This window comes from Bacillus sp. OK048, from assembly GCF_900103525.1.
Classification (GTDB): Bacteria; Bacillota; Bacilli; order Bacillales; family Cytobacillaceae; genus Neobacillus.
This window is the reverse complement of the sequence record NZ_FNHN01000012.1, coordinates 140,660-153,392: the sequence shown is the minus strand read 5'-3', so window position 1 is coordinate 153,392 and position 12,733 is coordinate 140,660. Positions and strand designations below refer to the sequence as shown.

Here is a 12,733-nt window from a genome sequence, read left to right as displayed (position 1 = left end):
TATGAAAGTATTGTTAGGAAGCGTGTCGAAAAATATTTTTTTGACACCCCACCAACGGGTCAAACCGTTGATAAATCAACATTTATAGAGGGAGGTTTTTATTTTGAATATAATCAATATTGCCTGGAAGGGAATTAAAACGGAATTCCGCGATATACGGACTTTGTTTTTTATGCTGGCTTTCCCGATTTTATTAATGCTCGTCCTTGGAACAGCCTTGTCCAACACGTTTACGACCAGTCTCCCAGTGGAAGATATCCATGTGTTATATAAAGATACTTCGAACAGTAAAAACTTTCAGTATTTTATAGCTGAGACCGAAAAATCAGGAATTCATTATAAGGAAGCTTCAGAAAATTTAGAGGGGAAACAAGAAGTGAAGCAAATGAAGTACGATGGATATGTGGAAGTGACTGCAGATGGTATCCAGCTTTTTTTAAATAATGGGAGCAGTATTGAAGGAAATATCCTTCAAGGAATGCTTTCCTCCTATGTGGGTCAATCCAATATTGCTGCAGAAATCATCAAAACAGCTCCTGATAAGTTAGAAAGTGCCTTCACCCGTGAACAGCTTGATGATTTTATTAAAGAAACTTCACTACTTCCTAATAAACAGCCAGGTTCGATGGATTACTATGCGATTGTGACAACGACGATGATTATTCTTTATGGGGCCATGGGGTCAAGCTCATTAATAGTGAGTGAACGGGTGAGAAAGACCGGGGATCGCCTCATTGTTTCGCCGGTAAGAAAAAGTGAAATCTTTATCGGGAAAGTGCTCGGCAGCCTCGTTGTTAATAGCGTCTGTATTATACTCGTCATTTTGTTTAGCAAGCTCTTTTTTAAAGCCAATTGGGGTGACAATCTTGGATTGGTATCTCTTGTTTTGCTGACAGAAGTTGTGTTTGCTGTGAGCATGGGAATTGGCGTTAGCTTCATTACGAAAACAAGTGCTGCTCCGAGCATTATCATCTTGTTATTTGCACAGTTATCGTCCTTTTTTGGGGGAGCATATTTTAAAATTGAGAACCCGGAAGGAATTTTTAAACTTATTACCGAACTCTCACCGCTAACCTGGATGAATAAAGCAATAACTCAAATAATTTATGCGAATGACTTTTCTGCAGCCATACCTGCGATCACGATTAATCTTACCGGATCACTGTTATTTTTACTTGTGGCCGTTATCACTTTGCAAAGACGGGAGGGGCTGTAATGAAAGACATCCTCTGGATCATTCAAAACACTCTTCAAGTAACCTTTCGAAAAAAGAAAAACATCATCATGTATCTTTGTTTACCGCTAATTGGAATTTTTATTTCCCTGCTCGTATATGCTGGTAACCATCAAACAGTTCTTCATGTAGGAATTGTGAGTTTAGACAAAAATGAAATCACATCAGATACTATCAAATTTTTAAAAGGATTAGAGAATGTGGCGATTTCCAAGATTGATGTGGAAGATGTTCAGGAAAACATTTCATCTGGCAAACTGGACAGTGTTATTACCTTTGAAAAAGGCTATTCAAAAAGTATTTTAGACGGGGACCCTAGCCATATCCAAATTACCTCTATTAAGGGTGCAGCCATAACGGGGTACGTGAAATCCTATTTGCAACAATATATCAATAATATCGCAACCATTAGTTTTGCAGCAGCAGGGAATCAACAAATCTTTGACAAGATGTACAAAGATTATCAACAATCAGATTTCAAGTTGTCCACTCAATATTTAGAAGATACAACAAAAAATAAGAATATGACCAATCAAACGATCGGCTTCCTGATTATGATCATGCTGTTGTCTGCATGTAGTATGTCTGAAATCATTCTTTTGGAAAAAGAAAACCGAACCTATTTCCGACTACTATCGACTCCAATTAATGCGAGAAAATACCTGATCTCAAATGTCATCGTAAACATGATCATCATGACCATTCAGGTATTAATCACCTTAACGATTATGAAAAACATCTTTCATATTGGCATCAACATTTCCTTTTGGGAAGCTGCTTTTGTCATGTTTTTATTCTCCTTGGTTGCTGTCGGGCTATCGTTAGTGATTATCTCTTTTTCAAACAGTCGCAGTGCAGCAAACGCATTACAAAATCTCATCATCACACCAACCGTTATGCTCTCTGGTTGCTTTTGGCCAATTGAAGTGATGCCCGCATCCTTGCAAAAAATTGCAGATTTCCTGCCGCAGCGCTGGACCTTAGATACGTTAACAAAACTCCAGGAAGGAAACGCATTTAATGGATTATATTTAAATTACATGATCTTATTCGCTTTTGCATTGGCCTTTTTCTTAATTGCCGTTTATCGATTCAGCAGGAATAATACGACCCAGAATTTTGTATGAAAAATGAGGAGCATTGAAGTCGCCCAGTGATACAGATAAAAAGCGAACAGTCTGGTGCTGTTCGCTTAATTAATTGCATATTAGTCGATAATATACAACGTTTTCATTAGATTTTGTTAAAACATATCTATGAGACCGAAAGTTAGTTCTTTTTAAATTTACTGCCTTTACTCTTAGAACGTAGCTTTGTCATCATTTCATTTATCTTTTTCTGTTCAGAAAAAGTCGTTTGTTCGTCTAATGTGATAGATGTGATTTTTTCATTTTCGATGGTGAGTTCAAAATAGGAGTTTACCTTGCTTCCTTCGGGCAGTTGCACCGTCGGAACAATAAATTCCTTTTTGATTTCATCGACTAAAATAACGGCAAATTTGTTGTCTTCGATTCTGTCTAAATAACCCTTAATCATCCTAACCTCCTACACAAGCAATTCCTTGCGATTTAATATCTGCAATTCTAGCTGGTCCAATTCCACTTATTCGTGCTATATCATCAATGGAACGAAAAGGTCGTAAGTTAATTACATCCTGCGCACGTGCTGGACCGATATGTTGGATTTCTTGTAATTGCTCGATGGATGCACTATTTATGTCAATGCAATTACCAACAATCGGTGCAGGTTCAACCTTAACCTCATCTTTTGGTGTTTTACCACTGCTAGACGGTGTAATCGTACCATCTTTTTTCGTTAAAACCTTATAGTCTTTTCCATCACTTGTTACGAGAATTGTTCCATGAACATCGGTGCCATATAGTTGAACCCCAGTATTTTTAACGAGATTTACCACTTCTTCATTGGGATGACCATAGGTATTATTCAAGCCAGCACTGTAAATGGCAACAGATGGATTCACTTCCCGCAAGAATGTTGGGTGTGTAGAAGTAGAGGAGCCATGATGGCCAAGTTTAAGGATGTCTGCCTTCATATCAATTCCACTTTGCAGCATTTTAAGTTCAGCATCCGTGGTGGCATCACCTGTTAAAATAAAGACAACCTCACCATAGGTTAGTTTTAACGAAATGGATTCTTCATTATCATGTTCGCTAATTGTTTTTGGGTAGAGGACATCCATTTTTAGTGGTCCAATTTCAAACTCGTCACCCATTCTAGGTTCATAGTAATCGACTTTTTTCGATTCGATGGCACTTAAAAGTTTTTGAAAGATTTGTGAGGGATTAGTATTCCCTGACAACCAGACTTCACCAACGTTAAAGGTATTAATTACTTTATCTAGCTGCCCAATATGATCCGCATCAGGATGTGTCCCAATCGCTATATCAATCTGTGTAACATTTTGCGACTTTAAATAATTCACCACTTCATCTCCGGTCCAATTACCTGCATCAATGAGAATAGTATAGTCCTCATTGTCCTTGGAAAATTGAAGTAGAGTCGAATCACCTTGGCCAACATCAATGAAGTGCACCTTAAGATCTGATAAGTCTGAAGGAATTACTGTGTTCTCTTCACTATTTTCAGTTTCTTCCTGTTCCGCTGGCAATGACTTGTCAGTAATCTTTTCTTGTTGCTCTGCTAAATTGGTAGGGTTAGGTTTGACCGGATCTTGTCCACAACCACTTAAGAGAAAAATAGTAATAAAGCTAAATAGCGCAAAAAGGTAACGTTTCTGCATTTAATTCCTCCTTTTCATCTATTAGCTTATCACAAATCGCTCTTTTTCAGACAATTTAGGTTTGAGGTAATAAAAATTATGATACCAATGCATTTAAGTAATCTACTCATAAAATTCGGTTAGCATCATTAAATATATATATTTATTATCTAGTAAAGTATTTTTTTCCATATAAATCCTAAAATATATATTATACAATTGTAATAATTAACTTAAATTAGGATGATGACAGTGGATTCAACGATGAAAAAAATAATAGAAGCTAGCTATTTAACAGCGGACTCAGCGGCACACTATCGAACCATTCTCCGCTATTTTTATCATCAACACGAGAGAATGAGAGATTTTATTGCACCGGAAGAATTATTGGAATATATATGTTCGATTCCAAGGTTTGCAGATTATCAAGAGGAGCAGCTTCATCAACAGTTAGCGCAGCTAGTAAAATGGAATAATTTAATTGCCAGGCAAGATATGACCAACGCTAAAACGATTGAAGAATACAAAAAGAAACGGTTTCGTTATCAATGTACACCGTACACGGTTGAAATTGAGAGAATGCTTGTTCAGCTTGAGAAGCTAGGCGATACGTTTCAAGGATCTTTGGAACGATCACAGTTTGATCGATTATCCCAGGCTTTAAACACTCTGCAAAAAGAACTTGAAAATGATTTAAACAAATCAGCGGAAGATTACATGCGGATTTGGGAGGATATATTTCGCTTTTTTCAAACTATCCGGACAAGTACAGCCGATTATATAGCTTATATTAATAGTGAACAAACCGATCAGCGCATGCAGACAGAGGCATTTCTTGTTTATAAAAATCAGTTTACGACATATTTGCGAGATTTTATCGTTTCCTTGCAAAAAACATCGCTGCAAATTCAGCATTTGTTGACAGAATTACCTCCCGAACGCTTGCAGAAATACTTTCAAAAATTAATCGAGCACCGTGGAGCAATACCCCGTCTTGAGGACGTTTCTACGTCTATCTCCGACTGGTTAATAGAATATGAAGAATATTGGTTTTCGTTGAGGCAGTGGTTTCTTGGGTCAACGAGTCAACAAAGTGAACTAGTTATCCTCCAGTGGCAGACCAATGAAATGATTCGCAGAATGACGCGATATGTACAGCGTATCGGAGAGAGGCAGCAACACTTTCGCAGTCGAAAAAAGGACTACCTCCAATTATCTAAATGGTTTACAGAATGCCTGGATAATGATGAAGCTCATAAACTATCAGCTGTTGTGTTCGGCTCGTTGACCATTCAGCATTTACAGTTGGCAGAGGCAACCACTGAGAACCTGCATGTGGACACCTGGGATGAGGCACCAACAGAATTGACCATTAAGCCGCGGACCGTTCGCTATCGGGAAAAAACGAAGCCGGGTTCCTTTAATTCGAATGAATCTAGGAAAAAAGAGCAGCGAGAGCAATATCTTAAGGAACGTGAACAAGAGATAAGGTTAATAGAAAAATATATAAACAAAGGAAAAATCACTCTCTCTTCGCTTTCCACTGTCGAACCATTTATCAGAAAAGTTTTATTAGGCTGGATTGGAAAATCTATGGCCAATAAACATCGTGTCGTTAAAACTGATTACGGATTACAAGTAAAGGTAATTCTGGATCATGAGAGACAAATCGTGTTAAAGGCAGAAGATGGAAATATTTTAATGCCAGACGCTACATTCGTTTTTGAGGAGAATAGGTGATTATATGGAGCAAACACAAGTATTCGATGAAAAGGCGATTCAAGGGATGGACATCTTGTTTCATCATTATTGGATTTTACGTGCGGAACAACCGGAATGGTATCAACTAATTCGGGAAAGAGAGAAAGTACTCCGTCGCTATATGAATGAAAAGTTCGGTTTGCGTCTAATTGTTCACCAACATTTTATCAAACTCGAAAAAATCCCAGTTGAACCAGAAGCATGGATGGGAATTCAAGATTTTCAAGAGCCAATGGACTATGCTGTTTTTTGCTGTGCCCTTTCTTTTTTAGAAGGCAAAGCAGTGGATGAACAGTTCCTTCTCTCGGAACTATGTCAGGAGATTCAGGCAGATTATCCGGGAGATTTTCCGCTTGACTGGACTCTATACACCCATCGGAAATCCTTGATTAGAGCCGTCAAAGTCTTAATGGAATTTCAGTTGATTGTGACAATCGATGGTGATATCAGTCGCTTTGATCAAAATGAAGAACAAGAAGTTTTATATGAAGCTACCACCTATAGCCGCTATTTCATGAGAACGTATTCAGATGACTTTTCAAAGTATCAACATTGGAGCGAATTATTAAAAGAAGACTGGAAAATAAATCAGGAAGACGAACGGCGGAAGAGGGTTTATCGTAAGCTTTTCTTTTCACCTGGCTTGCACCGTAGAGATCAGCAAGACCCAGATTTTCTCTATATCCGAAATTATCGCAACCGATTGGCGGAAGATATTGAAAAACATAGTGATTATAAATTGCATGTCTACAAAAATACTGCTTTTTTATCGATTGCAGAGCCGAAGCAGTATCATCAGATATTCCCAAATACAAAGGCATCCACTGATATCATCCTTCAGTTATCAAAGTATATTCACGGACAGCCAGAGCGTTTTAAGGCGAATGAGAATGGTGAAATCCTGATGACAGAGGGTGAGTTTGAACAAGTGATGGATGATTTACGTGAACAATATGGTAGTGGCTGGGCGAAGTATTTCCGAGATATGAGTACAAGTGGAACTCGAACCGAGCTGCTCCGTTCGATGAAGGATTGGATGATGGTAGAAGTGGAACCCGAGACGTCTTTAATTCGGATCAAGTCATTAGTAGGAGTCATGGCTGGAGACTATCCGAGTGATTATAAACAGGAGGAACAGTAAATGACAGAAGCAAAATGGGTGATGAACCGAGCGGGATTATTAAATTTTTGGTATTACGATGATGAAACTTTTCATTTTTCTGATGGAAAACTTCTTCTTCGGGGAACAAATGGTTCGGGGAAATCGGTGACCATGCAGAGCTTTCTACCTGTGTTATTAGATGGGAAAAAGTCTCCTGACCGACTTGATCCATTTGGTTCAAAAGCTCGGAGAATGGAAGATTACCTGCTTGGAGAAAAAGAAGTCGTCGATCGTGACGAGCGCACTGGCTATCTTTTTATGGAATATAAAAAAGCAGGAGTAGAGCGCTACATTACTACAGGAATAGGGATGCAGGCAAAAAGAAATAAAGGAATCAAATCTTGGTACTTTATCATAACCGATAACAGGAGAATTGGACATGATTTCGAACTTGCCCATTCCCAGCTCGGAGATCGGGTTCCCTTTTCTGCGAAAGAACTGGAAAACCGTATCGCTGATGGTGGTTATGTAGTTCATTCACAACGTGAATATATGGAGCTCGTTAATAAATATATTTTTGGCTTCCAATCGAATGAAGCATATGAAGACTTAATCAAGCTTTTAATCCAATTGCGTAGTCCTAAGCTATCAAAGGATTTTAAACCAACAGTCATATATGAGATTTTAGAATCAGCCTTACCTCCGTTAACAGACGATGAGTTACGACATCTATCGGATACAATCGAGAGTATGGATCAAACTCAACAGCAGCTTGAACAGTTAGAGCGTGAGTTTTCCTCTAGCAACAGATTGGTGAATCACTATCATTTGTATAATCAATATATTTTAACGGAACGGTCAGTAAAATGGCAGGAAGCTTCAAATAGGTACAATGAGGCTGCACGTGTAGTAAATGAATTAACAACCAAAAATGAAAATCTGGGTTTGGAAATAAACCAACAGATCAAACAGAAACAGCAATTTATCCAGCAAAAAGAGGTTGCTGTAGAAGAAAAAAAGCGGCTAGAAAAACATGAGGTTTGGAATCTTGAGGAGGAAAGACGTAAGAAGATAGAAAATACAAAAACATTGATCGATGAAATTGGCTCATTACAACGGAAATGGGATGTTAAAAATGGTCAATACAACACGGTTTGGCAGGAACGTGAGAAATGTCAAAATGAGATTCGAGAACATGAAAGTGGTATGGAACAAATACTTGAGGAAATGCAATATGATGCACAAGAGTCAGCCTTTTCACAGCATGAAGTAAACGTACACGATTTTGAACGGCATCGGGATGATGAGTTTGATTTTTCGATCTGGCTTCAGGAGATTGGGAGTCATGAACAACTACTTACTCAATTAAAAGAATTAGCGGATGACGAGAATCGTCTAATGGAAGAGCATACTCGACTGCAGCGGCAATCCTCTGAAAAAAAGAAACATGTAGATGAATTGCGAAAAAATCTCGATCACTTGAATGATTGGTTTACAGAAGAAAAGCAAAAGCTTGAGAACCAAGTATTTTCTTGGGTGGAGTCGCACGACAAGCTTATTTTTTCAAATGAGAGCCGTCAAGAACTTGCCCGATTGATTGAAGGTCTATATGAAGATAATCGCTATGAAAGAGTAAGAGAAAAACTATTTGCAGGGATTAACGATTATATTACAAATACTCGTACGATGAGAGAACTAACGTCAGCATTGATAGACGATAAAAAGGCAGAAATGGAGAAAGCCAAGACAGAGCTTCATTTCTGGAAAACAATGAAAATGCCAAATCCTGACCGTGCCAAAGATACAGAAGTATTCAGAGAGCAGTTGAAAGGCGATGGACAAAACTTTATCCCGTTTTATGCAGCAGTAGAATTCCAAGATCATGTCACAGAAGAACAGAAGGAACGAATCGAGGCAGCATTAAAACAAACGGGAATATTGGACAGCCTTATCACTGAGAAGTCATTTACTCCCAAACATGATCGGGTATTTAGACCGGAACCGCAACTTCTAGGATATACCTTAGCTGATTATTTACGGCCTGATTTAGAGGATGATAGTCTGATTTCAAGTAAACTCGTAGATGAAATATTACGAAGTATTCCACTTGAACAGGAAGGCACTGGTTTTCATGTGGATGTGGACGGGTCATACTCACTTGGCTGTTTAATTGGACATGCACCAAATGAGGGTCCTTCAAAATTTATAGGCCGCTCCTCCCGCGAGCGTTACCAGCAAGAAAAAATCAAGGAATGTGAAGAACTTATTGGTCAAATCCAATTAGAAATAGAGGAATTAAACGTTCAATTGCATGAATATGAGATTAATCTTCAACAGGCAGAAGAATGGAAGCAGTCGATGCCGGAAGATTCCGTATTAAGTGACGTGTTTGGTCAAATGGAGAGTACAGGGCATAAATTAGAGGCGGAGAAAAATATCCTTAACCAGCTGGATGAACAATGGAAACTTGTACATGAACAGCTTAAGGCCATTAAACTAAGGCTCCACCAAGAAGGAAGTCAGCTAAATCTCACGCTGACGAAAGATATCTTAGGGCAAGCTTTAGTGTCAGCTAAAAGTTATCTAAGATATGTCTATAGCTTTAAGGATTTGTTTCAAAAGTGCATTTTCGCTCAACAAAGAACGAAGGAATTAAGCAAACGTTTGGTGGAATTGGAAGAGGAGCTGGACGATCTTAAAGGAGAGCAAAATATCAAGGATTCACAGCGTAGAAAAGAACAAGCGGAAATAGAGTCTATTGAGCAACAGTTAAAGTTAAAAGGAATTGATGAAGTTAGACTTCGCATTCGACAGGTACAACAACAGCTTAAAGAAGTAGATGATGGTATCAATTATCTGTTAGAAACCATTCCAACAAATAAAGCGAACCAAGAAACCTGTCAAAGGGAATTAGGTACAGCCAAAATAAGCGCTGAATTCTGGTCCAATATGGTGGATGAATGGGAAAAGATGGTCAATGCTGAAATCAACCGTGGTTTTGTTGAAAGCGACGAGAGGGATCCTGCAAAAATTATCAAACAGCTTGAGCATGTACTAGGAAAGTACGAGCGTTCCAAACTAAATGAGCAGCTGACAAGGGTGTTCATTAATGAGCAGGCATACCTTACTGAATACAGGATGTTTGAATACCCAGAAGATACTGATCGTCCAGAGTGGTTTTCAAAGGACTGGGGCGATTATTATGAACCATTTATAAACGAGTGGAACCAGCTCAAAAGTCGCCGCTTGATTCTAATGGAATATAAGGGTCAACGGGTAAGTCCTTATTTTGTGTACACATCCTTAGAAAAAGAGCAGGAAGATCAAAAAGGCTGGCTAGATGAACAAGACCGAAGACTCTATGAAGATATTATTGTCAATACTGTAGGTGTCATCTTAAGAAATCGAATCAAGCGTGCTGAAAAATGGGTGAACGAGATGGACAAAATCATGGAAAGCCGTGATAACTCATCGGGATTGACTTTTTCAATTGCTTGGAAACCATTAACAGCCGAATCTGAACAAGAACTAGACACAAAAGATTTAGTCAAGCTGCTCCAGCGGAATAGTAAATTTTTAAATGAAGATGACTTAAATTCAATTACAAAGCATTTCCAATCAAGAATTGAAAAAGCGAAGGAGCTGATTCAATTACGGAATGAAGGATCAACGCTTCATCAAGTTTTAAAGGAAGTGTTAGACTATCGTAAATGGTTTACCTTTGTCCTTTCCTACAAACGCGTTAACGAACCAAAACGAGAATTGACGAATAATGCTTTCTTTAAATTTAGCGGTGGGGAAAAGGCAATGGCGATGTACATTCCACTATTTACGGCTGCCTATTCACGCTATAAGGAAGCTGGAGAAATGGCACCGTATATCATTTCACTTGATGAAGCCTTTGCTGGAGTTGATGAGAATAATATACGTGATATGTTTGAAGTGGTAGAACAGCTAGGCTTCAATTATATTATGAACTCACAAGCATTATGGGGGGATTATGACACTATATCCAGTCTAGCAATTTGTGAGTTAGTCAGACCAAAGAATGCTGATTTCGTAACGGTGATTCGCTACCAATGGGATGGGAAGCAACGTTCGTTTGTGATTGATGAACAGCCTGTTGAGGAGCTGTTTATAAATGAATGATAAAGTTCAGGTGTTTCGAGTTGAACCTGGGTTTCTAAAACTATTTCGCTTGTTTAAGGAAAAATATCGTTCACTGGGAAGAATTGGTGGTTCTGTAAGTATACGTTCTTTTGCATTCAAAGAAGTGGAGTCAATTGCAGGTTATTTAGGGCAGCCTGTTGAAGAAATTCTGGAAAAAGGTACGGTTTCATTACTTTCCTTTGAAAAAGAATTATCGAAGACTGGTTATGCTGAGTATTCACTCATCGAACTTCTAGAAAAAGTTCTAGGTGAAACCATTCTCACCAAAAGTGAGGAAATCGGAAGGGAAGAAATCAAAGAAAGAAATTTTTTCCAAGAGTTATTGGAAGCATGCCCTCAAGGAAGATGGTGGTGGGACTGGATGGAGTCAAAACCACCAGATTCACGATGGATCTGGTCTCTTTACAAGCTGGATTCAACCGAATTACAGGAAAAACTAAAAACTGTTTTTGGTGGGTTTCAAGATTTGCCCTTTCGTAACCATAAGTATGAAAAACTGCCACTCTTTGCACAAAGAACAACAGGCAACCCGCATTTTTTTGATCCTAATCAAGTAACAGGGAAATTACTCATCAATTGTATGCAGGTAGATCAACAACTAAAGGGTCTTCGTGAACCCGGGATGCCAAAAACAACAGAAGAACTAAACGAATTGCTTAGCAGCTATGGTTTGATGAGGGATGACTTATGGAGTTTTGTTTCCTGTCGCGGGTTCCTAGCAGAAGGTGAGTTGGGGCTTCACCCTGTTTGGAAGGCAGCCGCTGAGATAGGGACCGTGTTAAACGTGCCTTTTAAAGAATTGTTGAAATTAAAAAGCATTTGGCCTGAAAGTGGGGGAAAAGTTTGGGTGGTTGAAAATTCAAGTGTATGTTCAACCATAGTGGATGAGGTTCCAAGGGCACCAATAATCTGTACACATGGACAGCTGCGAACAGCTAGCTGGATGATGTTGGATTTACTAGTGGAATCGGGGTCGCAACTATTTTATTCAGGAGACCTCGATCCTGAGGGAGTTTTAATAGCCCACCGATTAAAAGAACGGTACCAAGATCGTGTTACTATTTGGAGAATGGACGTGGATTCCTATGAAAAAACGATTTCTGAAGAAGACATTTCTAGCAGATTATCAAAAATGGATCCAATAAACTCGCCAGAACTAGTTGAAGTCATAAATGTAATACGATTAAGGAAAAAAGCTGGTTATCAAGAAGGTTTAGTATCGGAACTTGTTCGTGATATAGAAAGTGAGTTTAAAACCTCATTGGTTGGTAACCGATACACTAAAAAAGAATAATTAAAATTTGGTAATTGGTGAAATGGTTAAGAAGTATTATGATCAATTACTATTTATCATCAATGAATTTTGAGGAAATGACCGAAAGTTGTTTTTGGAATAGGATTGGGTCACTCCAGAGGGTCTGCAATGACCGAAAGTTGTTTTTGGAACAGGATTGGGTCACTCCAGTGGGTCTGCAATGACCGAAAGTTGTTTTTGGACCAGGTTAGGGTCACTCCAGCGGGTCTGCAATGACCGAAAGTTGTTTTTGGACTAGGTTAGGGTCACTCCAGCGGGTCTGCAATGACCGAAATTTATTTTTAGTTCTGATTTGGGTCACTGCAGACCCAGTTGAAGCATTTCCTTTACCTGAAAATTTACAGCATTCCATATCTTCCTATATGATAGAAATGAAGCTACATAGAAGATTTTGTCTGAAGGGAGATCCGA

Annotated in this window: 8 protein-coding genes; 6 read left to right on the top strand and 2 right to left on the bottom strand. The window is 38.7% G+C overall.

Annotated features, from left to right (window positions below; all coding sequences use genetic code 11):
* Window positions 1-103: 103 nt before the first annotated feature.
* Together BLR86_RS20200 and BLR86_RS20195 are read left to right on the top strand one after the other, a co-directional pair.
* Window positions 104-1,216, top strand: a complete 1,113-nt coding sequence (locus BLR86_RS20200) for an ABC transporter permease (protein ID WP_090765821.1) — start codon at window positions 104-106, stop codon at window positions 1,214-1,216.
* Entirely contained in the window at window positions 1,216-2,361 is a 1,146-nt protein-coding gene (locus BLR86_RS20195; RefSeq protein ID WP_090765818.1) for an ABC transporter permease, read from the top strand. Before BLR86_RS20200 ends, BLR86_RS20195 begins: the two co-directional genes overlap by 1 nt.
* Before the next feature lie 142 nt (window positions 2,362-2,503).
* On the opposite strand, the gene BLR86_RS20190 is transcribed toward BLR86_RS20195, so the two are convergent.
* Entirely contained in the window at window positions 2,504-2,770 is a 267-nt protein-coding gene (locus BLR86_RS20190) for a DUF3006 family protein (RefSeq protein WP_090765815.1), read from the bottom strand.
* Between the two features lies 1 nt (window position 2,771).
* Window positions 2,772-3,995: an MBL fold metallo-hydrolase gene (locus BLR86_RS20185; protein WP_090765812.1), complete on the bottom strand. Its 1,224-nt coding sequence runs from the start codon at window positions 3,993-3,995 to the stop codon at window positions 2,772-2,774.
* Between the two features lie 231 nt (window positions 3,996-4,226).
* Between BLR86_RS20185 and BLR86_RS20180 the strand changes: the two genes are divergently transcribed.
* The 4 genes from BLR86_RS20180 to BLR86_RS20165 are packed head-to-tail and all read left to right on the top strand — an operon-like array spanning window position 4,227 to window position 12,301.
* A complete protein-coding gene (locus BLR86_RS20180; RefSeq protein ID WP_090765809.1) occupies window positions 4,227-5,714 on the top strand; it encodes a TIGR02677 family protein in 1,488 nt (495 codons plus the stop codon).
* A gap of 4 nt (window positions 5,715-5,718) precedes the next feature.
* On the top strand, window positions 5,719-6,876 hold the full coding sequence (locus BLR86_RS20175; protein ID WP_090765803.1) for a TIGR02678 family protein: 1,158 nt from the start codon (window positions 5,719-5,721) through the stop codon (window positions 6,874-6,876).
* Window positions 6,877-10,986, top strand: coding sequence for a TIGR02680 family protein (locus BLR86_RS20170; RefSeq protein ID WP_090765800.1), 4,110 nt, complete (start codon window positions 6,877-6,879; stop codon window positions 10,984-10,986).
* On the top strand, window positions 10,979-12,301 hold the full coding sequence (locus tag BLR86_RS20165; protein WP_090765798.1) for a TIGR02679 family protein: 1,323 nt from the start codon (window positions 10,979-10,981) through the stop codon (window positions 12,299-12,301). The genes BLR86_RS20170 and BLR86_RS20165 overlap by 8 nt, the downstream gene beginning before the upstream one ends.
* Window positions 12,302-12,733: the final 432 nt, after the last annotated feature.